Here is a 25482-nt window from a genome sequence, read left to right as displayed (position 1 = left end):
GATTCCCGGGTTGGCGGCGCGACCGCGCTTCACCAGCCGGGCCACCGTGCTGGTGCTCGTGCTGTGCTCGCTGGTGGCGATACTCGCCTACCCCGCCCGGCAGTACATCGCCCAGCGCGGCGAGATCGCCGCCCAGCGGGCCAAGGCCGAGCACGCCCGCCAGCAGGTCGACGAACTGCGCCGGGAGAAGGCCCGCTGGCAGGACCCGGAGTACGTCAAGGCCCAGGCCCGGGAGCGGCTGCACTACGCGCTGCCCGGCGAGATCCCGTTCGTCTCGGTCTCCCCGCCGCCCGCGCCCGGCGCGAAGCCCTCCTCGGCCGACGCCGCGGCCGGCCGCCCGAAGGCGGTCAAGCCCTGGTACGCCACCCTCTGGGACTCGGTGGACGCCGCCGACGCCGCCCTGCCCGCGCCGCGACCGGCCCGCTGAGCCGCCCCAACGTCCCCCGCCCCCTCTGACGAACAGACTCCCGATGAGCAACCAGAACCCTCCCGCGTCCGACGCCCCCGAGGTGTCCGACCGCGACGTCGCCGCCATCGCCGCCCAGCTCGGCCGCGTCCCGCGCGGGCTGCGCGGCGTCGCCCACCGCTGCCCGTGCGGCAACCCGGACGTGGTGGAGACCGCGCCCCGCCTGCCCGACGGCACGCCGTTCCCGACGCTCTACTACCTGACCTGCCCCCGGGCCGCCTCGCTGATCGGCACCCTGGAGGCGGACGGCGTGATGAAGGAGCAGACCGCCCGGCTCGCCGAGGACCCGGAGCTCGCCGCCGCGTACCGGGCGGCGCACGAGGACTACATCGCCCGCCGGGACGCGATCGAGGTGCTGGAGGGCTTCCCCAGCGCGGGCGGCATGCCCGACCGGGTCAAGTGCCTGCACGTGCTGGTCGGGCACTCGCTGGCCGCCGGGGAGGGCGTCAACCCGCTCGGCGACGAGGCGATCGGGATGCTGGAGCAGTGGTGGGCCAAGGGCCCGTGCGTCAGCGAGGCCGAGGTCGACGCGGCCGGCGAGCGGGTCGCCCGCAACCGGGCCAGGGGCGAGGGGCGGGACCACGGCGCGGTGATCGCCGCCAAGGAGGCGCTGAGCGCCGAGCGGGCCGCCCGCAGGGCCGCCGCGGAGACCGACGGACCGGAGGACGAGTCGTGAGCAGCACCCGCGTCGCCGCGATCGACTGCGGCACCAACTCGATCCGCCTGCTGATCGCCGACCTCGACCCGGAGACGGGCGAGACCACCGACCTGGACCGGCGGATGCTGATCGTCCGGCTCGGCCAGGACGTCGACCGCACCGGGCGGCTGCACCCCGAGGCACTGGCCCGCACCTTCGCGGCCTGCCGCGAGTACGCGGAGGTCATCGCCGCGCACGGGGTCGCCCCGGAGCGGGTCCGGATGGTGGCCACCTCCGCCTCGCGGGACGCCGAGAACGCCGCCGAGTTCACCGCCGGGGTCAAGGAGATCCTGGGCGTCACCCCGAGCGTGGTCAGCGGCGAGGAGGAGGCCCGGCTCTCCTTCACCGGCGCCACCCGCGAACTGCTCGGCGGCCCGCACCGGCCGCCGTACCTGGTGTTCGACCTGGGCGGGGGCTCCACCGAGTTCGTGCTCGGCGAGCAGGAGGCGCGGGCCGCGTACTCGACGGACATCGGCTGCGTGCGGATGACGGAGCGCCACTTCGCGGGCGGGCAGCCCACCGAGGCGCAGATCGAGGCCGCGCGGGCCGACGTCCGGGCCGCGCTGGACGCCGTCGCCGGGGTCGTCCCGCTGGACTCCGGCGCCACCCTGGTCGGCCTGGCCGGGACGGTCACCACCGTCGCCGGGATCGCCCTGGAGCTGCCCGGCTACGACTCCGAGCGGATCCACCACGCGGTGGTCGGCGTCCAGCAGGTGCGGGAGGTCGCCCGCTGGCTGCTGCACTCCTCGCACGCCGAGCGGGCCGCCGTCCCGGTCATGCACCCCGGCCGGGTGGACGTGATCGCCGCGGGCGCGCTCGTCCTGCTGGAGGTCATGGAGCGCACCGGGGCCGCCGAGCTGCTGGTCTCCGAGCACGACATCCTGGACGGGATCGCCTGGTCGATCGTCTGATCCACCGGCCGTCGGAAGGCCCCCGGAGGGCGCGCGGGAGACCGCTGCGGGCCGCTCCGGGGGCCTTCCGGCGTGTCGCGGCGAGAACCTTCGTGAATTTCTTCACATGGCAATCCAGTCTTTCGACCCACTCCGGGCCGCTGCGGCGACCGAAATGTGGACCGAAGGCCCGGTCGGCGGGTCGCTCGTGGGATCGCAGGCAACCTGCCGTTCATCCCGGAGAAATCGAAACCCCGCTCGGGAACCCGTGCGGGGCCGGGATCGTTGCTGCTCAGCGCGGCACTGCGGCCCGGCCCGCTCACCGCGGGCGGTCGGCGGGGGTGAGGAAGGGCCTCCGGGGCGGAATTGCGGGCGCGTAGTGTAGCACCAGGTGTCCAGGAGCTTGTGACGGGCCTCACGAACGGCCCATCAGGCGGGGGTGGATACTTTCGGATATGAGCACCACGGAGCGTCCTCGCATCCTCATTGTCGGCGGTGGTTACGTCGGCCTGTATGCCGCGATGCGCATCCTCAAGAAGATGCGCTACGGCGAAGCGACCGTCACGGTCGTCGACCCGCGGTCGTACATGACGTACCTGCCCTTCCTCCCCGAGGCGGCCGGCGGCAACGTCGCCCCTCGCAACCTCGTCGCGCCGCTGCGCAGCGCCCTCAAGAAGGCGGAGGTGCTCACCGGTCACGTGACCGAGGTGGACCACGCCCGCAAGGTCGCCACCATCCAGCCCGCAGCCGGCGAGTCCTACGAACTGCCCTTCGAGTACCTGGTCGTCGCGACCGGCTCGGTGTCCCGCACCTTCCCGATCCCGGGCCTGGCGGAGCACGGCATCGGCATGAAGACGGTCGAGGAGGCGATCAGCCTCCGCAACCACGTCATGGCGCAGCTCGACAAGGCCGAGTCCACCACGGACGAGGACGTCCGGCGCAAGGCCCTGACCTTCGTGGTCATCGGCGGTGGCTTCGCCGGCATCGAGACCGTCGCCGAGATCGAGGACATGGCGCGCGACGCCGCCAAGATCTACAAGACCGTCAGCCGTTCCGACATGCGCTTCGTGGTGGTGGAGGCGGCCAACCGCATCCTCCCCGAGATGGGCCCGGACCTCGGTCTGTGGACCAAGGGCCGCCTGGAGGAGCGCGACATCGAGGTCTACATCGAGACCTCGATGGACTCCTGCGTCGACCAGCACGTGGTGCTGAAGAACGGCATGGAGTTCGACGCCTCCACCATCGTGTGGACCGCGGGCGTCAAGCCCAACCCGGTGGTCAACCGCTTCGGCCTCCCGCTCGGCCCGCGCGGCCACGTGGACACCGCGGCGACCCTCCAGGTGCAGGGCTTCGACTACGTGTGGGCCGCGGGCGACAACGCCCAGGTGCCCGACCTGGCCGCCGGTGAGGGCGCCTGGTGCCCGCCGAACGCGCAGCACGCCGTCCGCCAGGCCGCCGTGCTCGGCGACAACGTCATCGCGGGCATGCGCGGCTTCCCGCAGGCCGAGTACAAGCACAAGAACCTCGGCGCGGTGGCCGGCCTCGGCCTGCACAAGGGCGTGGCGATCCTGTTCGGCAAGGTCAAGCTCAAGGGCCGCCTGGCCTGGTGGTTCCACCGCGGCTACCACGGCGCGATGGTCCCGACCATGAACCGCAAGATCCGGGTCTTCACCGACTGGACCCTGGCGATGTTCCTCAAGCGCGAGACGGTCGGCCTCTCCGAGATGGAGAAGCCCTTCGACGCCTTCCAGGAGGCCTCCGCCCCCGCGCCGAAGCCCGCCGCCGCGGCCGCCCCGGAGAAGGAGCTCGCCGCGAGCAAGTGAGTCGCGGGCGAGCGAGTACGTCGCGAGCGAGCAAGCGACCAGACCCGACACCAGGTCGGGTACGAGTCGGAGGCCCTCCGCCCGGCAGCGCCGCCGGACCACGACCTCCGTGGTGCTCAGCCGGCCCCGCCACCGGGCGGAGTACAGCAGGCAGTTGACGAAGGCCCCCACCCTCCACCGGGTGGGGGCCTTCGGGCGTTCCGGGGCGCCCGGCGGGCCGCCCCGGCGGAGGCGTCAGGAGGGCTGCTCGGCGGGGGCGGTGCGGTCGGCCAGCCGCTCGTGCCGCTGCCGGGCGGCCTGCGGCGTTCCCAGGCCCAGCCCGAAGGCGATCTCCTGCCAGGTCATCCCGCGCCCGCGGGCCATGGTGAGCAACCCGGCCTCCAGCTCGTCGAGTTCGGCCCGCACCAGCGGCAGCAGGGTCAGCGCGGCCAGCACGTCGGCCCGGTCGACCTCCGGCTCGCCCTCCTCGGCCAGCGCCGCCCCGCTGAGCAGGAACGCGACCAGCCGCACCGCCTCGTGCGGGGCGAGTGCCGCCGGGTTGGTCTGCCGCTGCCGCTGCCCGTCGGTGGCGGCGTGCCGCTCGGCGATCCGGAACAGCGAGGCGTACACCCGCCGGGTCCGGTCGGCGGCGGGGTCGGGCGGGGCGAACGGGTCGGTGCCCGCGGGCGGCGGGGGAGGGGTGTCGGCCATGGGCCCAGGATGGTCCTTGAACGCCGCATGGTCAAGCATTCGTGGTGAACGATCCGTTCAATCTCCGGGTGCACCCGTGCCCGTTCGGTCACCAAGGGTTACGGAGGGTGGGCAGGAGAGTGCCCAGAGCCGGACTCGAACCGGAGGCCACACCCCCTCTGACCTGCGACGTTCCCGCGACCTGCGCGAACCTCCCCGCATCCCCCGAATCGGCCCGGGTCAGCCCGCCGAAACGGGCCCGGATGTTCCCGCGGGAACATTGCGGGAACATGGCCTTCCGACCTCGGGTGACGCACCGTCACGGCCTAGAGCGACGGTTTCCGGCCGCCCTGTTTCCGGGATTGGCTGGAAACCGCCCCTGCGGCTCGCGGCTCGCGGCTCGCGGCGGGTGGCCGGGGCCTGGCAGCATTGCGGCCCCGGCGAGGACCGCCGGGGCCGCAACAACAGGGCGCGCTCAGCTGCCGAACGTCCCGCCCGGCGCAGTCGGCGCCGGAGCCGACCGCGCGCACTGGGCGCACCTCATCCGGGAGCAGATCATTGTCGGGCCGGTGATCACGTCCTCGACGCCGCCCTCCGGGCTGGCCGAGCCTGATGGGCCCTTGCAGTCCGGGCAGACCCGCCGTGGCGTCAGTTCCCTGTAGCACGCCAGGCACAGCAGGATGTCGGGCGCTTCGGCGAGGACGGCGCACGCCTGCGGCTTCTCCGACAGGTGCGGGCACGTCCTGAGCACCCCGGCCGCATCCGCCGCCGCCAGCACCGTCAGGATGTCCCGCTTCCACTTCGGGGCGCTGTCCGTCGATGTGGCGACACCGGGCGCGTGTCCCTGCGCAGCCAGCGCCGCAGTCATCTGCTCGGCCAGTCCCGGCGGAGGCACCTCCGGCCACAGCTCGTGTCCACTCATCTCGGCTACTCCACGGCCTGGGCGACGGGCACCAGCTCGTCGTGTTCGACCAAGCCGCGCAGGACGGCTGCGAACTCCGGGGGCATGAGGTTCGCGGCGTCGATCGCGGCGACGGTGAGCGGCAGCTCTAGGAGCGTGTACTCGCCCCGGCCCTCCTGGGTGAACTCCGGTCCGCTCTTGTCGTCGAACGACCACTCCTCGACGGTGGCGAGGTAGAAGTCCTGGCGCTCTTTGTCGTCCTCCAAGGTGTGGAGGTGCCGGACGATCTCGGCGCGGCCGTGGATCTCCTCGTAGACCTCACGGACGGCCGCGGCCTTCGGGTCCGCGTCGCCCTCCTCGACGCCGCCGCCGACGACGACGGAGTACGGGGCGACGCCCGGGCGCACCCGGCCGATCAGCAGCAGGGTGTCGCCGGGGGTGAGGAGGACGGCCCGGGCGCGGTGCTTCTTGGACATGGTGGTGACTCTCTACTCGTTGGGTCGGGCGGTCAGTGGAGGAGCCAACCCCCGTCGACGTGCAACGACTGACCGCTGGTGAAGGACGCGGCGGGGCTGGCGAGGAAGGCGACCGCCGCGGCGACGTCCTCCGGCCGGCCTCGGCGCGGGATGCACTGCCGACGGATCTGCTCCTCCGGCCTGGCCCGATGCTGCGGCGGAATGGCGTTCTCCGCCTCGACCTGGATCGCGCCGGGCACGACCGCGTTGACCGTCACCCCGGCCTGGCCGAGTTCCCGCGCCAGTGACCGGGTGAGACCGATCAGTCCGGCCTTAGCCGCGCTGTAGGCCGTGAGCCCGGGCCTCCCGGCGCGAGCGTTCACGGAGCCGATGTTGATGATCCGGCCCCACTGGCGGCCCACCATACCGGGGCTGACGGCCGCACAAGTCCGATAGTGGATCGAGAGGTTGGACTCGATCGCGGCGGCCCATTGCGCTTCGCCCAGCTCCGGCCACGGGACGCGCGGGTAGGCCCCGGCGTTGTTCACCAGGACGTCGACCGGGCCGAGTTCGCTCTCGACCTGGCTCACCAGCGCCCGCACGGCGTCCGGGTCGGTGAGATCGGCGGACACCTCTATCCCGGCCCGGCCATCGCGGCGGACGTCACCGAGGACGGCGCGGGCCTGCGGGACCTGTGCGAGGTGCGCGACGGCGACGGCCGCACCGGCGGCGGCCAAGGCCCGGCTGACCGCCGCCCCGATGCCGGTCGCGGCGCCGGTCACCAGCGCGGTGCGGCCCTGGAGCGGCAGCACGGAGAGGGGAAGCTCAGTCGACGGGTACACGGTCATGGTCGTCCGTCCGATCGTCGAGGCCGGCGGTTTCCGTCGGCGGAAGCGGAGAAGTGCGGGTGAACGCCTCAGCGGCGCTGTGGGCCTCCGCGAGCTTGGCCAGCAGGAGGAGGCGGTCGTCCTCGGTGAGCGCCGCGAGCGGCACCACGCCGAGCAGGCGCAGCAGCAGGAACGGCCTCAGCTGCGCCAGGAGGGTGTGCGGGGCAAGGCCGGCCGCCTCGCCGAGGTCGGTGCTCAGGCGGTCCAGGAGGCGGCCGATCGCGGCCTGTCGCCCGGCGCCGACCTGCCAGGTGTAGCCGATCTCCACCCGGCGCTGCTCCTCGTCCAGGACGACCTGGTCGAGCCGCGGGGAGGCGACCGGAGGCAGGTGCAGCGGCAGGGTGCGGGCGAACACGTCGGGCTGGTACCGGGGCACGAGCCACCCGCCCATGCCGAGGAGGTACCAGAGCAGGACAGCGACGTCCCCGGCCACGCCGTTGCACCCGGCGTACTGGAAGTCGAGCCAGCACAGCGGATCGCCCGCGATGTTCGGCTCCGTCGGGTCACCCTGGGTGAGCGCGGCGAGGACCGCCCGGTCACCCCGGAGGCGGTCCCGGGCGAACAGCACGGCGTCCGGGACGTCGAGCAGCATCGGGACGCCGTTGACGATCGCGGAGAACCCGGCAAGGTCCCGCACCCGCACCGGCCGGCCGGTGCTCGTCGAGGTAACGGTGAGGCGGTCGGAGAGGACCCGCTCGTCGACCCGGCCACCCGGCCGGATGCGGTCGGCGTACAGGCCAGGCATGCACGTGGACAGCGGCGCCGTGCTGCCGGTCTTCCGGACGCTCACCATCAGGCTGTCGCAGACCGCGTCGACCAGGGCGACGACCCGGGGCAGCGCGAGCGCGCTCCGGTCGGCGACCGCGATCACGTCACCGAGGAGCATGGTGTACCGCCCCGTAGCGAACACGTCCTCATACGCGAGGACGACGCGGTCGCCGAGGGACGTACGGCGCAGCAGCCGGGGCACCGGGAGGATGCCCGCGACGGCCTGCCAACCCGCCGCCTCGACGTCGGCCTCCGCCGCGCTGAGCGACTTCTCGAAGGTCTTCCGCGCCTTGCGCATCACTGACCCCCGGGTAGAGCCGTGGTCGCCAGCCAGCGCCCCAGCACCAGCTCCGCGAGGACGACCGCCTGAGCCCGGTCCCGGCGGGCGTCACGGACCAGTTCCAGCTCCGCGAGGGCGACGGCCTGGTCCCGGTCGCCACGGTCCTCGGTCAGCAGCCGCGGCCCCGCCCCCGCCGCCTCGCTGAGGACCGCGGCCAAGGCGTCGGCGTCCGCCGACACCTCCACCCCGGAGAACCGCAGCAGCACCTTCGCCAGCAGCGCGGTGACCTTGTACAGGGCCCGCAGGTCCGGCGCTCCTTTCAAGAGCTGACGGCGGATCTCCACCGCGCCCTGAACGCCGGCCTTCACCGACGCGGCGACGTCCGCCGCGAGGTCCGGCGCGGGCAGCACCAGACCCGGCCGGCACCACTGGGCGGCCAGCGACCCGGAGCCCAGGAGAGCGAGGACGTGCAGCAGACGGGACGTCACCATGCCGCTACGGCACTCGCCCTCGGTGAGCACGGTCAGACCCAGCTTGACTCCGCCGAGGTCGACCTCTAGCCGCTCCAGCACCCGCCGCAGCTCCGCGGTGCCCGCCGGGTCGGCGATCACGAACACGTCGAGGTCGGACCAGCCCTTCTGGTACTTCCCGCGGGCACCGCTGCCGGTGACGGCCAGCAGGTCGATCACCGGAGGCTGCTGCACGGTGGTGCGGTCTAGCAGCTCCGAGAGGTACGACTCCAGCGGAACGGGCAGGCCGAGCGTGTTCACCGGCGCGACGGCCGGCGTCCGCAGCGGCCACCGCGCGCCGAGGGCGACCATGTCGAGCTGCCGCTCCAACCGCAGCCGGGAGCCGTTGTTGTCGACCAGCACGTGCGCGAGACCGGCGATCCGGTCGGCCCCGCGCGAGGTCTTCACCTCGTCCCGGTCGACCACGTCCACCGGGCCGGCCGTGCCGCGCCGCGCCCGGACCTCCGGCTCCGCGTCGAGGTAGAGGATCGAGAGCTGGCCACCCAGCATCCGGCGCAGCTCCGCCGCGCTGTCGTACTCGTGCAGCGACTCGACGGTGACCCGGTCCAGGAAGTGGTGCGCGGCGCAGTACCGGTCGAGGGCATCGACCAGCAGCTCCGCCCGCACCACCGGGTGGAGCTGGTACGGGTCAGCGACCCCGGCCCACCGCGCGGCGTCCTCCAGGAGATACCCGATCTTGAGTCGGGCGTGCCCGTGGTGCACCCGCAGGTACTCCCCGGCGCTGCTCTTCCCGCACTCCGACAGCCCGCCGAGGGCGACCACCCGGACACCAGGCAGCGCCCGCGCCGGGACGGCCGGCACCGCCGGGTGGACGACCTGCCGCAGCTCGTCCTGGATCTCGACGACCGGCCGCCCGTTGACCACGATGACGTTCGACCACCGGCCGTCGGCGGCCAGGCGGTGAATCTGGGTGTGCAGGTGCCGCTGGTACTCCGCGTATCCCGGCGTCACCGACTTCTCGTGCGACAGCGCCCGGGCCGTGCCGACCTCCGGGTCCTCGTGGTGGAGGAGCAGCACACCGAACTCGGCGGCCTCCGCCCCGGCGAGGCCCGCGCGGAACGGCTCCAGCAGCTTGAGCGCTCGGTCCGCCGCCGCGTCGGCGCTCAGGCCCTCCCGGACGGCGACGGTCGCGGCGAGGGTCGCCTCCAGCATCGGGATGCCCCGGTCGATGAGGCGCACCGGGGCGTCGCCGAGCCGGCGGGCACGCTCCAGGTAGGAGCTGGCCAGGACGTCGGCGACCTCCTCCACCGGCCCGTGCTCCCACCACCAGCCGCCCATGCCGCCAGGGCCCGCGACGATGGCCGGCCACCGCGGGTCGTGGGCGTCCAGCGTCCCGCCGGAGGTCCCGGCCGGGCCGAGGCGCCGCAGCAGTATCCCGAGCTGCTTCGTCTTACCCGAGTTGTCCGGCCCGCTGAGCGCGACCGTGGCAGAGGTAAGCGGATTGGAGAGGGACACGGTGTCCTCCGGGGCTCGTCTGGTTCCGGGCGGGTCGGGCCCCCGGCCTGGTGTCGTTGTCAGGCCGGGGCGGAGCTGGCAGAGGCCCCGCGGGCGGGGGAGGTGTCACCGCCCGCGGGGCCTCTGCGGTGGCCCCCTCGCCCGGCCCACGAGGGCGGGAGGCCCGGCGAGCCCGCAGCGCGCGCCGATCGTCCGCCGGGTGAGACCGGCGGACACCCGGAGTGCACGAGTCCCCGGGAGTCTGTGGTGCCTACGCGACCGCCCGGCGAGGTCGGACCGCGTATAAGCGGGACGTGCTGGCCACCGCGGCGATGACGGCCGCGCGCCGTACGGCCTGCGGCATGATCGACGCCAGCTGCAACGGCGGCACCGGCTCCTGGAGGGCCAACACCGCCCACACCTTCTTCCCGTGCGAGGTGAGGTCGGCCTGCCACCTCTCGGCGAGCGCTTCGACCAGCAGCATGCCGCGACCAGACTCAGCGCCGTCGTTGCCGACCGCGTCCGCCGGCAGGTACGGCTTCGCCCTGCTGCCGTCGTGGACCGTCACCACCAGGCGGTGACCTTCGGGGAACAGGAACAGGCTCACCTGGTGCAGGCCAGGCGGGCTGTGCCGGAGGGCATTCGCCACCAGCTCGTGGGCGATCCACATCATGTCGGCGCGGTCGGCAGGCCCGATACCCCAGTCCTTGAGCGCCTTGTCCAGCTTCTCCCGCACCGGGCCGACGGCGCCGAGGCGCACACCGAGGTCGGGGGCCGTCGCGTCGATCATCAGGCGGTAGACCCGGCCGAGCCGCCGTCTCCTGCGCCCGCTCACCGCTGCGCCCCGGTGCTGGCCAGCTCCACCACGGGGGGAACGGCGGGGACGAGCGGAAGCTGCTGCGCCCCGTCCGTGGGCGGGATCGACGGTACGGGCGTCCGGTGGGTGACCAGAACGGCCCCGTGCTCGGCCACGGAGGCCGCGAGCCGGTCCCAGTCCTTGCGCCAGGCGGCGAGCATCGTGCGGTCGAGGGTCACGACCATCACGACGTCGCCGCTCTCCACGAGCGCCATCGCGTGCTTCCAGCCGGGACGCTCGGCCAGCGGGAGCAGTTCGTCGGTGTCGAGGACGGTCTCGGTCACCGGGATGTTCTCGTCAGCGGCGCGTTGCTCGCACCACCCCGTCATGAGTGGCCGGCTGACCTTGTCGTCGGTGCAGAGGTAGGTAATGGCGCTGCGCATGGGAAGGCTCCTGGGGCGCGACACAGTTGGTCGCCGCGCCCGGCCCCGACGGGAGGAGCGGGGCCGGGCGCGGCAGCTCGGTAGGGAGCGTGGTGCGCCACTGGGAATCCGGGGTCCGCGGTGAAGCTCATGCGGGTGCCGGCCTGATCTGATGGCCGGTCACGTCGGGGGACGTACGGCGGTCAGGGGCGCTGATCTTCCGCGAGGGGGAGGGCCCGGGCGCTCGATGAAGAGGTGCGCCCGGGGCCCTACTGCGTGCGGGGCTGACTACTCGTCGCCGCCGGTCGAGCCACCGGTGCTGTCGTTGTTGCCGCCCTCGCCGCTGTCGGTGTGGTGGTCGTTGTTCCCGCTGTCGTTGCTGTGCTTGTTGTTGCTCATGGGCCTGTACCTCCTGGTGGGCCGCCGAGGCGGCGTCAGTGTGGATACGCCTCCGCGGAGCCCGTGAGGACCCGCGCTGGGGGCGCAGGACCGCACCACCGCGCCGTTACGGGGGTGCGAAGCGGCCGGTTCGCGGTGCTCCTCGTGCTGCTCACCGGCTGCTGACATTCAGTGAACTGGTAGTCACGCAACCCCGGATAGGACATTCTGGGGGCGCTGTCCTCACGCCCCTAGGACATTTCTGAGCGGGTGGCAGCGCGAGGTGGGCGAGGGGGTCGCCTTCCCGGACTGAGGAGCGCCCATGGCAGAGGTCCGCCCGAACGACGTGCTCAGAGGGCTCATGGACAGTGCCGATCTGTCCGCGGAGGACCTGGCGAAGGCAATCAACGCCGCCGAGGAGACGCGGTTCGAGAAGCCGGGGAACGCGACCGGTCGGCAGGTTCGCCGCTGGCTGTCCGGGGAGACCGCGCAGCCGCATGTGCAATCCCTCGTCGGCCTGATGGACGTTTTCCAACTGTCCGGCGACGCCCTGGGCTTCACCCTTTCGGGTAAAAGGCTGCGTGATCTTGCGGCCTTCGAGCCGACCTCTACGCTGCTTGTGGAGACCCCCGACCAGGAGGACCACGTGCGCCGACGCTCTTTCATGCTTGCCGCGACCGGCAACCTGATCAGCTTCGCATTCGCCCCGCTACCGAGCGGCGGCCGGATAGGAGCCAGCGACGTCGAGAGAATCCGCGAGAGCATCACCAAACTCCACGCCGTGGACGACCTCTACGGCGGCGACCAGTTGGCCGACATCGCGGAGGAGTTCGTCCGGCAGATCGAGGGCGCGATGGCCCGGTGCCTCTACGGGCCGAACGTCGAGAAGGCCCTGTACCGGGTGATCGGCGAACTCCACGCCAGCGCCGGGTGGTTCGCGTTCGACAGCGGCGACCAGGAGCGCGCGAGCAGGAACTTCGACAGCGGCCTCCGCGCCGGTCTCCTCTCCGGCGACAAGCAGCTCCAGGCCCGCATCTGGGCATACATGTCCCGTCAGTCCTGGGCCCTCGGCCGGGCGACTGAGACCATCACCATCGCCCGCCTGGCGCTCGACGCGACCCGCAACAGCCGCGACCACCGGCTGACCGCCCTCCTGCACGGCCGCCTCGCCCTCGGCTACGCCGCCTCCGGGCAGAAGGCCCAGACGGGCAACGCGCTGGCGAAGGCCGAAGCCGTCCTCGACCGCGTCGGCCCCGACCCGGTCCACCCATGGCTCGCCTTCGTCGGCCCCGGAGAAGTCCTGTCGGCCGGGGCGCTGGCGTACATGGATCTCCGTCAGCCCGACAAGGCGGCGCGGCAGGAAGAGCAGGCGATGGCGCTGCGCCCTCCGGGGTTCAGGAGGAACCAGTTCGCCACGTCCGTGCACCTCGCGCAGTGCTACCTGGCCGACGGCCAAGTCGAGCGGGGGATCAGCATGGCCGGCGAGGCGCTGGACCTCTCCCCGACCGTCAACTGCCCCCGCTGGGCGGTCCGCCTCGGCGAGGTCCGGGACAAGCTGACCGGTCTCGATCTTCCCGAAGGGGCCGCCTTCGTGGAACGCTACGACACCGTCACCGCAGCCTAGGGACAGGAGCAGCAGCGTGGCCGTCCAACCCGGACCGATCCTGACCGTCACCTACTACACCGCCGAGGATCTGCCCGGGATCGAGCCGGTGCTACTCGACCTCTACGACCGGATCTACGCCGAGGAGAAGGCCGGTGACCCGTTCTTCACCATGGAGGCGTTCACCGGCCGACTCCACCGCCAGGCCGCCGCTCCCCGCTGGGGCTGCACGCTCGGGGAAGTCGACGGCCAGCCGATCGGCTACGCCTACGGGTTCGCCCGCACCGCCGACTACCAGTGGGGCGGCCTGATCGAGACCGAGCCCGGCGCCGACCTCACGGAGACCGACACCCGCACGTTCGCGTTCTGCGAGATCATGGTTCTCCCCGAGTTCAGGGGGGCCGGCATCGCCCACACCCTGCACGAGGAGCTGCTGTCGCACCGGCCCGAGGAGCGGGTGCACCTCCTGGTCGAGGAGGACCACCCCCGAGTGCGGGCCCTCTATGAGCGGTGGGGGTACGTGAAGATGGGGATCATTCAGCACCCGGGCAGCCCCCGCTACGTCTCGATGTTCCGGCCCATCACCCTCTGAGCCGGCGGGCGGGCGCCCGCCGGCTCAGCACCGTCAGGTCAGGGTGAAGGAACTCGGGCGCGGCGGGGTCGACAGCACCCGGGCGAATTCCTGGAGGGCGGCGACAGCCGGGAGGCGGGCCCAGAACTCCGCGCACACCCGGCAGGAGATCCGCACCCCCTGGCCTCGCGAGCACACCCGGTGCTCACCCTCGAAGGCGTGCTCCCGCTCTGGGTGCCCGCACATCGGGCACGGGCGCATCCTAGTCGCCCGCTCGATCTGGCGGCGGGCCCGGGCCACCCGCGGGTACGGGCGCCGGTTCGGCACACTGTAGGGGCGCAGGTTCACCGCGCACCCCCGACGTGGCGGTGCCCCGCCGACGGGGGGAGGTCGGCTGGGGTGACAACGAGTCTGCCCCCGAAGCATGATCGTTGTGCACGGTTCGCAGATGCTCCTCCAGAGCGTTCAGCACGCGCTCCCTACGGACCTCCTCGCGCCGGTTGGCGGTCGCGGTGAGGGACTGGCTGATCTCCTCCGGGCTGTACGCCGCCCGCACTTCGCCGAGCGCCTGCCCCTCCGCTACGCCGGGGCGGGCCGGGAGCTCGATCCGGCCGGGCTCCAGGCCCGGCCACTTGTCGTGGTGCCACCTGCACCACTCGGGGCACGACCAGCGCACGCACCCGGCCTTGGCGTGGCCGAGCGGGTACGAGAACTCGGGCTGGGGCAGGCAGGGCGCGTTCCCGCCGAGGACGCTCACGCCTCGCGCCCGGACGTCTGCGCGACGGCGGCCGGCTGTTCGACGGCCTGGTCCAGCAGCCCGGCATCCCGCAGCACCTCCACGGTCGGGCGCAGCTTCTCGGTGAGCGCCTGGAGACGCCGGATCGCCTCGTCCTGGACGTCCTGCTCGGGGCCGCCCCACCGGCCCGTCGCCAGCTCGACCAGTTCCACGTCGGTGATGCTCCGGAGCCACGCCGCGCGCTGCTCCGGGTCCCGCTTCGACAGCTCGAACTGGCGGATCACACCCGCCAGTCGGCCCAGCCCGCCATCCGTCAGATCCACCCGCAGCCGCCCGTCGTGGGTGACCACCAGGCCCTCGTAGTCCTTCGGCGTGATGTGCAGCGACGTCGCCATGCCCGCTCCTCCGTGCTCATTGGGGCGGACAGGACGGCACAAACCACCGCAGGCCGGATGAAGCGTCAGCTGCCCTCGGCGGGCTGCTTCTGCTGCTGCGGCTCCATCGGGCGGTTCCGCTGCCGTCCCGCCTTCTTCACCGGCGCCGACGGCTCCGGCTCCGGCGGTGTGCTCAGCTTCATGTACGGCAGCTTGGCGATCCGGGCCCGGCTCGCCAAGCCGGTGTCGTAGGTGAATAGCGTCACCCGGTCGTCGACCAGCGGCTGCACCGCCAGTGTCCGGTCCACGATCTCGTCGTCCGGGTCCGGCAGCCGGACGTGCTGCGGCGGGTCGACCAGCAACTCGACGGTCACCCGCTGCTCGGGGTTGCGCCTGGTCAAGCGCTCCTCCTCCGACTGGCCGTGCAGGACGGCCGTTGTCGAGTGCGAGTCCTCGAAGATGCTGTCGATGATCCGCAACGAGTGGCGTGCCCGCCAGCGGGTGTGGTCCTTGCCTGCCTCCTTTAGCCTGTCGAGCTCGTCGATGACCACCATCGGTACGATCAGGCAGTAGCTGCAGTAGGGCGCACCGAGCAGCGAGTGGAACTTGATGTCCTGTAGCTGCTCGGGGTGGTGGATGAACACCGAGGTGTCGAACACGAGGACGTAGTCGTAGCTGTCCCAGCGGTTCCACTTGCGGATGCTTGCCTGGAGGTCCTCCACCGCCGCCTGGAGCGCCCGGGAGCGCTGGGACAGTTCGAGCTGCACCAGCTGGTTCGTCACCCGCATCAGGTGGGCGGCGCCGAGATCTGCCGCGCCCGCGAGCAGCTGGTCGTGTCGACGGGTGAGGATGAGCCGGTCGAGGTCCGCAGGGCTGACCACCCCCTCCAGGCTGTAGACCGCGTCGCTCGCCCACTCCAGGTAGGCAAGGAGGAGTCCGCCAGCGTCGTAGTGACCGCTACCGGTGTACAGGTTGGTGACCTTCTCGGTGACCTTCGTCAGGGCAGTGAGGGCGTTGTCGCGGTTCGTGCCGGGGAGTAGTGAGAGCTGCATCACCCGATGCTTCCAGCCCGGTCCTACGGGGGGCCAGGCATTTCCGATCGTGTGGTAGAAGCGGTCCGCCCCCGGAGTCAGAGGTGCGGGCGTGGGCGCGGTGTGACGAGCGGAGGGAATCTGCACTCTTTCGATCACAAAGCGTTACGAAAAAAGGGCAGGAGAGTGCCCAGAGCCGGACTCGAACCGGCACGGCCTCGCGGCCAAGCAGTTTTAAGCTGCCCGTGTCTGCGTTCCACCATCTGGGCCAGGGAGCGCGGCTGACTCAGACACTGAGCCTAGTCGGCCGAGCGACGGTTTCGCATATTTCCTGGGACGGAAGTTGTCATGCTTCCATGACATCTGACGAAGCGTCTGGCGTTTCGGCCACACTTGGGTGGTTCTCGGCCACCCTGACCCCCGGGGGAGGGTCATCCCGCAGGAGGAGAAGGCGGCGGGGGGCCGTACGCCTGGCGGTGGTGGGGCAACCGTTCGCCGGAGCGACGTGGGCGGGGCAGGGGCGCCGGGAGGATGGAGTAGCGGTCGAAGGAGCCTCCGGGCCGACCGCTCCGTGACGAAACCCCGCCCCTCCCGGACAGGAGTCCCCACCGTGAGCACCTCGACCGCGTACGCAGCCCACACCGGTGTGGCAGCGGCCCGCGCCACCGGTCTGAACAAGGTCTACGGCGAGGGCGAGACCCGCGTCGTTGCGCTGGACGACGTCTCGGTCTCCTTCGGGCAGGGCGAGTTCACCGCGATCATGGGCCCGTCCGGCTCCGGCAAGTCCACGCTGATGCACTGCATGGCGGGGCTGGACGAGGTCTCCTCGGGGTCGGCGACGATCGGCGACACCGAGCTGGTCGGCCTGAAGGACAAGCAGCTGACCAGGCTGCGCCGGGACAAGATCGGCTTCGTCTTCCAGGCGTTCAACCTGCTGCCCACGCTGACCGCGCTGGAGAACATCACGCTGCCGATGGACATCGCGGGCAGCAAGGTCGACCAGGCCTGGCTGGACCGGGTGGTGGAGACCGTCGGCCTCTCCGGCCGCCTCTCGCACCGGCCCGCCCAGCTCTCCGGCGGCCAGCAGCAGCGGGTGGCGTGCGCCCGGGCGCTGGCCTCCAAGCCGGCGATCATCTTCGCCGACGAGCCCACCGGCAACCTGGACTCCCGCTCCGGCGCGGAGATCCTCTCCTTCCTGCGCAACTCGGTGCGCGAACTCGGCCAGACCGTGGTGATGGTGACGCACGACCCGGTCGCCGCCTCGTACGCGGACCGGGTGGTGTTCCTGGCCGACGGCCGGATCGTCGACGAGCTGCACCACCCCACCGCCGACAGCGTCCTGGACCGGATGCGCCGCTTCGACGCCAAGGGCCGCACCAGCTGACGGCCCGACGCCCCCGTCGACCCCGCCCGCACCGACCTCCCCGGGACTGACCCCATGTATCGCACCGCACTGCGCAACGTGCTGGCCCACAAGGGCCGACTCCTGATGACGGCCCTGGCCGTCCTGCTCGGCACGGCCTTCGTGGCCGGCACCCTGGTGTTCTCCGACACCATGGGCCGGGCCATGCGCGACAGCTTCTCCACCAGCTTCTCGGACGTGTCGGTGCTGGTCTCCGCCCGCGGGAGCGACTCCGGCGACCCCGGCGACGGGCCCCGCCGGGGCGAGGACGAGGCCGTGCTGACCGCCGACACCGTCAAGGAACTGGCCGCGCTGCCCGGCACCGAGCGGGCCCGCGGCGTGGTCTCCGGCTTCACCGCCGTCGCCGACAGGAACGGCAACCTGGTCGGCCAGGTGTGGAGCTCCCGCGGCGCCAACTTCGTCCCGGACGCCTCCGGGGCCGACCCCCGCTACCCGATGGCCGAGGGCCGCGGCCCGCGTACCGCGGGCGAGGTCGCGCTGAACCGGCAGGCCGCCGACAAGGCGGGCTACCACGTCGGCGACACCGTCCGGGTGGCCGGGAACGGCACCGCCCGGGACGCGGTGCTCACCGGCGTCTTCACCACCGACGACCCGCAGGTCACCTCCGGCGGCACGCTGGCCCTGATGGACACCGCCACCGCCCAGCAGGAACTGCTGGAGCCCGGCCGGTTCAGTTCCGTGGTGCTGACCGCGAAGCCCGGCACCGGCGAGGCCCAACTGCTCGACCAGGCCCGGGCCGAGGTCCCCGCCGAGGGCGCCGAGCTGCAGACCGGCCAGGAGCTCAAGGACGAGCAGGCCGAGATGGTCGCCGGCATGGTCAGCAACACCAAGACCGTGCTGCTGGTGTTCGCCGGGATCTCGCTGTTCGTCGGCATCTTCATCATCGTCAACACCTTCACCATGCTGATCGCCCAGCGGATCAAGGAGCTGGCGCTGCTGCGGGCGGTCGGCGCCAGCCGCGGCCAGGTCACCAAGTCGGTGCTGGTCGAGGCGCTCGCGATCGGCGTGATCGCGTCGGTCGGCGGCCTGCTCGCGGGCATCGGCATCGGCGCGGGCCTGCAGTCGCTGCTGCACGCCTTCGACGAGGGCCTGCCCACCGGCTCCCTGGTGATCGCCCCGGCGACGGTCGTCGGCACCCTGGTGGTCGGCGTGCTGGTCACCGTGCTGTCGGCGCTGCTGCCCGCCTTCCGGGCCTCCCGGATCCCCCCGGTCGCGGCGATGAGCAGCGGCGACCAGCCGACCACCCAGCGCGGCCTGGTGATCCGCAACTCGATCGGCGCGGTGCTGGCGCTGCCCGGCCTGGGCCTGATCCTGACCGGCTCGAACCGCACCGGCACGACGGCGCAGCTGATGCTGGCGGCCGGGGCCGGGCTCACCCTGATCGGCGTGTTCGTGCTGCTGCCGCTGCTGTCGCGCCCGGTGATCGCGCTGGTCGGCCCGGTGCTGGCCAAGGTGTTCGGCACCCCCGGCAAGCTGGCCCGGCTGAACGCCGTGCGCAACCCGCGCCGCACCGCCAGCACCGCGGCCGCGCTGACCATCGGCCTGACCCTGGTCACCGCGCTGACCGTGATCGGCAACTCGGTCACCAGCGCCGTCACGTCGTTGGTCGGCGACACCATGAAGGCCGACTACGCGGTCAACATGGCCAACGGCCGCCAGCTCTCCGCCGACCTGACCGGGCTGGTGGCGAAGGCGGACGGGGTGAAGGCGGTCAGCCAGGTCGACAACGTCTGGTGGGACATCGAGGGCGTCGGCAAGGACCGCGCCATCGAGGGCTACGACGCGGCCGCCTTCGACCAGTTGGTCAACCTGACGATGGAGTCCGGCTCCACCGCGGCCCTCGGGCAGGACCAGGTCCTGGTCAGCGGGGAGTTCGCCGCCAAGCACCAGCTGTCGGTCGGCTCCGTCCTGCGGGCCACCGCGGCGAAGGGCGCGCCCGTGGCGCTCACCGTCGGCGGCGTCTTCGAGAACAGCGAGGGCGTCTCCCCGATCGTGGCCCCCAACCGGCTGATCGAGGCCGGCGACCCGGACCCGCTGGTCCAGCAGATCCTGGTCAAGGGCACCGACGGCCCGACGCCCGCCCTGAAGCAGGCGATCAAGGACGCGACCGGCCGCAACCCGGTGATGGAGGTCCGGACCATGCAGGACCTGGTCGACGACTTCAACCGGAACATCTCGGCCACGCTCAGCCTGATGTACGGCCTGCTCGGCATGGCGGTGGTCGTCGCCGTCCTCGGCGTGATCAACACGCTCGCGATGTCGGTGTTCGAGCGCAAGCGCGAGATCGGCATGCTGCGGGCGATCGGCCTGGAGCGGCGCGGCATCAAGCGGATGATCCGCCTGGAGTCGGTGGTGATCTCGCTCTTCGGCGCGGTGGTCGGCGTCCTGCTCGGCTGCTTCCTGGCCTGGGCCACCCTCCGGGTCCTGGCCTCCGACCTGAAGGGACTGACCACCGTGATCCCGTACGGCAGCGTGCTCCTCTTCCTCGGCCTCGCCGCCCTGGTCGGCATGGTCGCCGCCCTCTGGCCGGCCCGCCGGGCCTCCCGGATGGACATCCTGAGCAGCATCAAGACCGACTGACCGGCCCCGACGCCGCGTCAGGAGCCGCCCGCCCCGCGCACGGGGACGGGCGGCTCCCGGCTGCCGGGCGGCGTCAGCGGGTCTCGACGACCTTGGTGAAGGCGAGGTCCGGGTGGAACTCGTCGGCGAACTTGTAGCCCGGGCCGCCGGTGCCGTTGCCCAGCGGGTCGCCGCCCTGGATCATGAAGCCCTCGATGACCCGGTGGAAGACCGTGCCGTCGTACAGCGGCTCGTTGCTCGACTGCCCGGTGTTCGGGTCGATCCACTGGCGCTCACCCGTCGCCAGCTCCACGAAGTTCTTGACCGTCTTGGGGGTGTGGTTCGGCAGCAGCCGGATCACGATGTCGCCCTTGTTGGTCTTCAGGGTGGCGTACAGTTCCTCGGCCATGGGGCCGCCTTTCTGGGTATGCGTCAGGTGCGCCACCCACCCTGCCCCCTGGGCGGCCCTCCGCGCAGCCGACACGGGATCATCCTCACGACCGACGCGGAATACTTTGCCAAACCATTACTCTTGTGCTGTGTGTGGGTGGTGCCGTGCCGCCCCGGAAGGAATGTGATGAGAAGCAGGAACCCGGTCTTCTCGCGGGAGGGGTCCTTCACCCGCAACGACCAGTACGCGGGGTTCGGCACGCAGACGGCCGCCCAGCCGGGCCAGCAGCCGTACGGTCAGCAGGCGTACGGCAACAACCCGTACGGCCAGCAGCCGTACGGCGACCCGCACGCGGGGCAGCAGCCGCTGACCGACGAGCAGCTCGCCGTGATGTACGACGCGCCGTCCGCGGGCCCGCTGCAGACCGGCCGGATGACCATGGACGACGTGGTCGCCCGGACGGCCATGACGCTGCTGACCCTGGTCGGCTCCGGCGCGCTGGCGTGGTTCCTCGTGCCGACGGACAACTTCGCCCCGGCGATCGGCGCGGCCGTCGCCGCGATGGTCATCGGCCTGGTGGTCAGCTTCAAGCGCAGCGTCAACCCGGGGCTGATCCTGGCCTACGCGGCGCTGGAGGGCGTCTTCCTCGGCGCGATTAGCAAGCTCTTCGAGACCTTCTGGCCCGGCATCGCGATCCAGGCCGTGCTGGGCACCGCCGCGGTGTTCGCGGCGACGCTGATCGCCTACAAGAGCGGCCGGATCCGGGTCACCCCCCGGTACACCCGGATCGGCATCTCGATCGCCATCGGCTTCTCGATCCTGCTGCTGGTCAACCTGGTCGCGACGCTGCTCGGCGCCGACTTCGGCCTGCGCTCGGGCCCGTTGGGCATCGTGGTCGGCCTGGTCGGCATCGCCCTCGGCGCGTTCTTCCTCACCCTCGACTACGCCGAGATCGAGGAGGGCATCCGCCACGGCGCCCCCGAGAAGGAGGCGTGGCGGGCCGCCTTCGGCCTGACGCTGTCGCTGGTGTGGATCTACATCGAGATGCTGCGCCTGATCGCCATCCTGCGCGGCGACGACTGACCCGCACCCCGCAGGTAGGACGCGGCGGGCCCCGGAGGAACGTTCCTCCGGGGCCCGCCGCGTTCCCGGGAGGGCCTAGGCTCGGGGCCATGTCCGAGCAACTCCCCGCCGCCGCCGCGCGGCTGACCGCCGCCGTCGACCGGCTCGCCGACCGCTTCCGGGCGATGCCGCAGAGCCGCCTGCTGGGCGCCGTCCCCGGGCACCCGTCCCGGGCCGCCGCGGTGCTCGCGCTGGCCCGGCGGCTGGCGGACGCCGGGCGGGCCCTGGAGGGGCTGCCCGCGCTGGAGGTGCCGGACTGCGGGGCCTTCGCGGTGGGCGACCAACTCGCCGTCACCGGGCACGACCTGGCGCTCGCCGCGGGCGACGGGCACCAGGACGTCCTGGCCGCCGCGCTCGCCGACGTCGAGGCCACCGACCTGGCCACCGGCTGACGCCGCGTCAGGACGCCGAACGGCGAAGGGGCGCCGACCCGGCCCGGGCAACCCCTTGCCGGGCGGTCGGCGCCCCGTCGCCGCGGGCGGGCGGCCGTCAGATCGAGGCGACCACCCGGTCGGCGAGCACGTAGACCGTCTCGTCGTCGGTGGAGAAGGTCAGCGAGTACGAGCCGGAGAACCGGGACCCGCCGAGCAGCCGGACGTCCTCACCGGCCCGGACGGCGTCGATCAGCCGGTACGCGGCCTCCCGGTCGCCGGGCGCGACGCACAGCGTGGTGCCGTCGGCGAAGGCGTACACGTCCAGGGTGCCGAGCGGGCCGGGGCGGACGTCGGTCAGCGCGATCCGCTCCTCGGCGAGCGCGGCCAGCCGGTCGTCGGTCCACTCGCGGGACGGGGTGGGGCTGGGCACGAAGTCCGGGTGCGAGGGGTGCCGGCGCGGGTCGGGCGCGGCCGCGGGCTCGGACTCGGCGTCCAGCAGCCCGGCCTCCAGGCCGGTGGCCAGCAGGTCGGCCTCCCGGCGGGCCTTCACGTCGCCGTTGTCGCCGGGGGCGGGCAGGCCGCCGCCCTGCGCGGGGTGCCCCTGGGAGGGGTGCCCCTGCGAGGGGTGCGCGGCCCGGGCGCCGCCGGCCGGGGCGCCGTCCGCCGGGCCGTCCTGGATCAGGTCCTCCAGCGCGTGGCGCAGCGCCTCGCCGAACTCCGGGTCCATCACGCCGTTGTTGTCGGCGGCGTCCTGCGGGCCGGTCGGGCGGGGGAAGAAGATCGGCCAGTCCTCGCCGATGGTGGTGAACGGGGTGTCGAACAGCGGGGAGTCCTCGGCGGCGCGCGCCTCCTGCTCGGCCCAGAACGCCCGGGCCTCGGTGATCTCCCGCTCCCGGTCGGCGGCCAGCGCCTCGGCGACGGCTCGGCGTATCAGTGCCTCGTCCACCTGCGGGGCGGGCCGCTGCTCACCCAACTTCCGTGCCAGCGCGCGGAGGTGGAACAGGACGGCGGCGGTCAGGGCGATCAGTACCAGCAGCAGGAGGAGGAAGACGGCGCTCACGGAACGTACTCCCAACGAGGAGCGGAACGGGGTTACGCCTCCACACTGCCGTATCGGCGGCCGTTACTGCAGTGGCTGATGTCGGATTTGTCTGTGACTTTCCTACTTGTCCTCAAATTGTTAGGTAATACCTTTCTACGCTGCGGAGTTGATCCAATCCGGTGCGTCGATCATTCGGTCGCGGAACGATGAAAAACGGGCCGGATCACACCGTCGGTGTGATCCGGCCCTCAATTACCCAGCGTCACTCCGGATGGGTGAGACGCTCGCCACAACGGCCCGTCCGGGTCAGCTCAGGCGCTCGATCACCATCGCCATGCCCTGCCCGCCGCCCACGCACATGGTCTCCAGGCCGAACTGCTTGTCGTGCCACTGGAGGGAGTTGATCAGCGTGGTGGTGATCCGGGCGCCGGTCATGCCGAACGGGTGCCCGACCGCGATCGCGCCGCCGTTCACGTTCAGCCGGTCCAGGTCCACGCCCAGGTCCCGGTAGGACGGGATGACCTGCGCCGCGAACGCCTCGTTGATCTCCACCAGGTCGATGTCGCCGATCGACAGGCCCGCCCGCCGCAGCGCCTGCTTCGACGCCTCCACCGGGCCGTAGCCCATGATCTCCGGGGACAGCGCGGAGACGCCGGTGGACACCACCCGGGCCAGCGGCGTGATGCCCAGCTCGCGGGCCTTGGTGTCCGACATGACCACCAGCGCGGCCGCGCCGTCGTTCAGCGGACAGCAGTTACCGGCAGTAACGGTGCCGTCGGGGCGGAACACCGGCTTCAGCCCGGAGACCCCCTCCACCGTCACGCCCGCGCGCGGGCCGTCGTCCGCGCTCACCACCGTGCCGTCCGGCAGCGTCACCGGGGTGATCTCGCGCTGCCAGAAGCCGCTCGCGATCGCCGCCTCCGCCAGGTTCTGCGACCGCACGCCGAACTCGTCCTGCTCGGCCCGGGTGATCCCCTTCAGCGCCGCCAGGTTCTCCGCGGTCTGCCCCATCGCGATGTACGCGTCCGGCAGCAGGCCGTCCTCGCGCGGGTCATGCCACTCGCCGCCGCCGGTCTCCGCGCGGTGCTTCGTGCGCGCCTGCGCCTCGTCGAACAGCGGGTTCGTGGTGCCCGGCATGCCGTCCGAGGTGCCGTTGACCGAGCGGGAGACGGTCTCCACGCCCGCCGAGACGAAGACGTCGCCCTCGCCCGCCCTGATCGCGTGCAGCGCCATCCGGGTCGTCTGCAGGGACGAGGAGCAGTAGCGGGTGACCGTCGCGCCCGGCAGGTAGTCCATGCCCATCTGGACGGCCACGATCCGGGCCAGGTTGTGCCCCTGCTCGCCGCCCGGCAGGCCGCAGCCCAGCATCAGGTCGTCGATCAGCCGCGGGTCCAGCTGCGGGACCTTGGCCAGCGCCGCGCCGATCACCTGCGCGGTCAGGTCGTCCGGGCGGACGTCCTTCAGCGAGCCCTTGAACGCCCGGCCGATCGGCGAACGGGCGGCGCTGACGATGACGGCTTCGGGCATGGCGGGCTCCTCGCTGAGTGACCTCGGGATGCGATCCGGCGGATCTCCCCGGGAAAGTTACCGCTTGGTAGCTCCGGCGTCATCCGCCTCCGGATGTGAGTTCGCCGACGTGATCGCCCGCGGGCCGCCACCGCCCTCCAGCACCGCCGCACCCGCCCCGGCGGGCTCCGCGTCCTCGCCGTGCGGCAGGGCCAGCCGGAAGCGCTGCTTCAGCGTCGCCCACCGCCAGGTGCCGTTCGCCGGGCCCGCCGCCGTCACCTCCGTACCCGAACGACCCGCCGCCGCGGCGGCCGCCACCGCCACCGGCAGCACCGCCTGCGGCTCCACCGCGCCACCCGCCTCCGGCGACTCCTGCGGCCACAGCCCCAGCGCCGCGCACAGCGACGGCAGCAGCGCCATCGACGCCGTCGCGTACCCCTGCGCCGACGGGTGGTAGCGGTCCGCGGCGAACAGCTCCGGCCGGGTCGCGAACTCCGGGCCCAGCAGCGAACCCAACGAGACCGTCCGTCCGCCCGCCTCCACCACCGCGATCGTCTGCGCCGCCGCGAGCTGGCGGCTCAGCCGCCGCGCCACCCAGCGCAGCGGCGGCCGCACCGGCTTGATCGTCCCCAGGTCCGGACACGTCCCCACCACCACGTGGCACCCCGTCGAGACCAGTGCGCCCACCGCCTCGCCCAACTCCCGCACGCTGCGGGCCGCCGGGGCGTGCCGGGTCACGTCGTTCGCACCGATCATCACCACCGCGACGTCCGGCCGGTGCGGCAGCGCCGCCTCCAACTGCCGGGCCAGGTCCGAGGACCGCGCCCCCGACTTCGCCACGTTCACCAACCGCACCCGGCGCTCCGCGACCGAGGCCAACCCCGACGCGAGCAGCGCGCCCGGCGTCTCCTGCGCCCGCTGCACCCCCAGGCCCGCCCCCGTCGAATCGCCCAGGAACGCCAGCACCAACGGCCGCCGCCGGTCCGACGGATCGGCGAACCCCTCCCCGTACACGCCGTCCGCCCGCGGCGGATCCCCCTCCAGCACCCCGATCGCCCGGACCGCCATCCGGCTCTCCGTCAACAGCACCCCCGCCAGCCCCACCCCCAACAACCCCAGCCCACCACCCCCGTACGCCGCCGCCGCGGCGATCCGCCGCGCCACCCGGGCCCTCGACGCCTGCGAGCCGGCCATCGGCAACCCCCTCTCCACTCCGCACACCGGTGCCCCTACTCGTACCCCCCGAGCCCCCCGCCGTACCGGCCCACCGGGACAGAACCACCCACCCGCCGGACGCCTGCGGTCGCCTGCGGCGGGCTGGGTGGCCAGGGCTGGGGTGGGGCGGTCGCCTGCG

General features: G+C 72.5%; 24 protein-coding genes, 1 tRNA gene and 1 pseudogene. 10 read left to right on the top strand and 16 right to left on the bottom strand.

The window, feature by feature from the left end; all coding sequences use genetic code 11:
• Positions 1 to 10 precede the first annotated feature (10 nt).
• The 4 genes from OO57_RS31410 (at position 11) to OO57_RS31395 (ending at position 3876) form a co-directional block, all read left to right on the top strand.
• Positions 11 to 427: an FtsB family cell division protein gene (locus OO57_RS31410; protein ID WP_051778486.1), complete on the top strand. Its 417-nt coding sequence runs from the start codon at positions 11 to 13 to the stop codon at positions 425 to 427.
• 43 nt (positions 428 to 470) lie between these two features.
• Positions 471 to 1142, top strand: coding sequence for a DUF501 domain-containing protein (locus tag OO57_RS31405; protein ID WP_033256128.1), 672 nt, complete (start codon positions 471 to 473; stop codon positions 1140 to 1142).
• Positions 1139 to 2074, top strand: coding sequence for a Ppx/GppA phosphatase family protein (locus OO57_RS31400; protein ID WP_033256127.1), 936 nt, complete (start codon positions 1139 to 1141; stop codon positions 2072 to 2074). Before OO57_RS31405 ends, OO57_RS31400 begins: the two co-directional genes overlap by 4 nt.
• Positions 2075 to 2508: 434 nt before the next feature.
• Positions 2509 to 3876: an NAD(P)/FAD-dependent oxidoreductase gene (locus OO57_RS31395; RefSeq protein WP_033256126.1), complete on the top strand. Its 1368-nt coding sequence runs from the start codon at positions 2509 to 2511 to the stop codon at positions 3874 to 3876.
• Positions 3877 to 4110: 234 nt separating this feature from the next.
• Here OO57_RS31395 and OO57_RS31390 read toward each other — a convergent pair whose 3' ends face one another.
• From OO57_RS31390 to OO57_RS31355, 8 genes are all read right to left on the bottom strand, one after another.
• Positions 4111 to 4566: a hypothetical protein gene (locus tag OO57_RS31390; protein ID WP_033256125.1), complete on the bottom strand. Its 456-nt coding sequence runs from the start codon at positions 4564 to 4566 to the stop codon at positions 4111 to 4113.
• Positions 4567 to 5020: 454 nt separating this feature from the next.
• Positions 5021 to 5467, bottom strand: coding sequence for a hypothetical protein (locus OO57_RS31385; protein ID WP_033256124.1), 447 nt, complete (start codon positions 5465 to 5467; stop codon positions 5021 to 5023).
• Positions 5468 to 5472: 5 nt separating this feature from the next.
• The gene (locus tag OO57_RS31380; protein ID WP_033256123.1) at positions 5473 to 5922 is read right to left on the bottom strand and encodes an NUDIX domain-containing protein; all 450 of its coding nucleotides are present in this window, start codon (positions 5920 to 5922) and stop codon (positions 5473 to 5475) included.
• Between the two features lie 32 nt (positions 5923 to 5954).
• On the bottom strand, positions 5955 to 6749 hold the full coding sequence (locus OO57_RS31375; protein WP_051778485.1) for an SDR family NAD(P)-dependent oxidoreductase: 795 nt from the start codon (positions 6747 to 6749) through the stop codon (positions 5955 to 5957).
• Complete coding sequence (locus OO57_RS31370; protein WP_033256122.1) at positions 6727 to 7854, bottom strand: hypothetical protein; 1128 nt, start codon at positions 7852 to 7854, stop codon at positions 6727 to 6729. Before OO57_RS31370 ends, OO57_RS31375 begins: the two co-directional genes overlap by 23 nt.
• Entirely contained in the window at positions 7854 to 9821 is a 1968-nt protein-coding gene (locus OO57_RS31365; protein ID WP_234337589.1) for a nucleotidyltransferase domain-containing protein, read from the bottom strand. Before OO57_RS31365 ends, OO57_RS31370 begins: the two co-directional genes overlap by 1 nt.
• Positions 9822 to 10071: 250 nt before the next feature.
• Positions 10072 to 10590: an ATP-binding protein gene (locus OO57_RS39990; RefSeq protein WP_051778484.1), complete on the bottom strand. Its 519-nt coding sequence runs from the start codon at positions 10588 to 10590 to the stop codon at positions 10072 to 10074.
• A gap of 41 nt (positions 10591 to 10631) precedes the next feature.
• Positions 10632 to 11039, bottom strand: coding sequence for a hypothetical protein (locus OO57_RS31355; RefSeq protein ID WP_033256121.1), 408 nt, complete (start codon positions 11037 to 11039; stop codon positions 10632 to 10634).
• Positions 11040 to 11718: 679 nt separating this feature from the next.
• On the opposite strand from OO57_RS31355, the gene OO57_RS31350 reads away from it, so the two are divergent.
• Together OO57_RS31350 and OO57_RS31345 are read left to right on the top strand one after the other, a co-directional pair.
• Positions 11719 to 13020: a hypothetical protein gene (locus OO57_RS31350; protein ID WP_033256120.1), complete on the top strand. Its 1302-nt coding sequence runs from the start codon at positions 11719 to 11721 to the stop codon at positions 13018 to 13020.
• 16 nt (positions 13021 to 13036) lie between these two features.
• Positions 13037 to 13591: a GNAT family N-acetyltransferase gene (locus OO57_RS31345; RefSeq protein ID WP_051778483.1), complete on the top strand. Its 555-nt coding sequence runs from the start codon at positions 13037 to 13039 to the stop codon at positions 13589 to 13591.
• Positions 13592 to 13624: 33 nt separating this feature from the next.
• Here OO57_RS31345 and OO57_RS31340 read toward each other — a convergent pair whose 3' ends face one another.
• The 4 genes from OO57_RS31340 to OO57_RS44280 all read right to left on the bottom strand — a co-directional run bounded on the left by OO57_RS31340 (position 13625) and on the right by OO57_RS44280 (position 15980).
• Positions 13625 to 13816 carry a hypothetical protein gene (locus tag OO57_RS31340; RefSeq protein WP_158715292.1) on the bottom strand — a complete coding sequence of 64 codons (192 nt, stop codon included), beginning with the start codon at positions 13814 to 13816 and terminating at the stop codon, positions 13625 to 13627.
• 507 nt (positions 13817 to 14323) lie between these two features.
• Complete coding sequence (locus OO57_RS31330) at positions 14324 to 14701, bottom strand: hypothetical protein (protein ID WP_033256117.1); 378 nt, start codon at positions 14699 to 14701, stop codon at positions 14324 to 14326.
• Between the two features lie 65 nt (positions 14702 to 14766).
• Complete coding sequence (locus OO57_RS31325) at positions 14767 to 15732, bottom strand: PIN domain-containing protein (protein WP_158715291.1); 966 nt, start codon at positions 15730 to 15732, stop codon at positions 14767 to 14769.
• 166 nt (positions 15733 to 15898) lie between these two features.
• Positions 15899 to 15980, bottom strand: a tRNA-Leu gene (locus OO57_RS44280).
• 341 nt (positions 15981 to 16321) lie between these two features.
• Between OO57_RS44280 and OO57_RS31320 the strand changes: the two genes are divergently transcribed.
• Positions 16322 to 17095 carry an ABC transporter ATP-binding protein gene (locus tag OO57_RS31320; RefSeq protein ID WP_033256115.1) on the top strand — a complete coding sequence of 258 codons (774 nt, stop codon included), beginning with the start codon at positions 16322 to 16324 and terminating at the stop codon, positions 17093 to 17095.
• Between the two features lie 54 nt (positions 17096 to 17149).
• Complete coding sequence (locus tag OO57_RS31315) at positions 17150 to 19714, top strand: ABC transporter permease (RefSeq protein ID WP_033256114.1); 2565 nt, start codon at positions 17150 to 17152, stop codon at positions 19712 to 19714.
• Between the two features lie 91 nt (positions 19715 to 19805).
• On the opposite strand, the pseudogene OO57_RS31310 reads toward OO57_RS31315, so the two are convergent.
• A pseudogene (locus OO57_RS31310) lies at positions 19806 to 20102 on the bottom strand (peptidylprolyl isomerase); the annotation flags it as partial.
• Between the two features lie 168 nt (positions 20103 to 20270).
• Here OO57_RS31310 and OO57_RS31305 point away from each other — a divergent pair.
• Both OO57_RS31305 and OO57_RS31300 read left to right on the top strand, forming a co-directional pair.
• Complete coding sequence (locus OO57_RS31305) at positions 20271 to 21167, top strand: Bax inhibitor-1/YccA family membrane protein (RefSeq protein ID WP_033256113.1); 897 nt, start codon at positions 20271 to 20273, stop codon at positions 21165 to 21167.
• A gap of 89 nt (positions 21168 to 21256) precedes the next feature.
• Entirely contained in the window at positions 21257 to 21598 is a 342-nt protein-coding gene (locus OO57_RS31300; protein ID WP_051778482.1) for a hypothetical protein, read from the top strand.
• Between the two features lie 97 nt (positions 21599 to 21695).
• Here the strand turns inward: OO57_RS31300 and OO57_RS31295 are convergent, their stop codons facing one another.
• From OO57_RS31295 to OO57_RS31285, 3 genes are all read right to left on the bottom strand, one after another.
• Positions 21696 to 22640, bottom strand: a complete 945-nt coding sequence (locus OO57_RS31295) for a hypothetical protein (protein WP_051778481.1) — start codon at positions 22638 to 22640, stop codon at positions 21696 to 21698.
• A 288-nt stretch (positions 22641 to 22928) separates the two neighbouring features.
• Positions 22929 to 24149: an acetyl-CoA C-acetyltransferase gene (locus OO57_RS31290; protein ID WP_033256112.1), complete on the bottom strand. Its 1221-nt coding sequence runs from the start codon at positions 24147 to 24149 to the stop codon at positions 22929 to 22931.
• 57 nt (positions 24150 to 24206) lie between these two features.
• A complete protein-coding gene (locus tag OO57_RS31285; RefSeq protein WP_033256136.1) occupies positions 24207 to 25322 on the bottom strand; it encodes an SGNH/GDSL hydrolase family protein in 1116 nt (371 codons plus the stop codon).
• Positions 25323 to 25482: the final 160 nt, after the last annotated feature.

This window comes from Kitasatospora phosalacinea (assembly GCF_000717185.1).
GTDB classification, from domain to species: Bacteria; Actinomycetota; Actinomycetes; order Streptomycetales; family Streptomycetaceae; genus Kitasatospora; species Kitasatospora phosalacinea_A.
The sequence above is the reverse complement of the archived record's forward strand: the minus strand, read 5'-3'. Positions and strand labels throughout refer to the sequence as shown.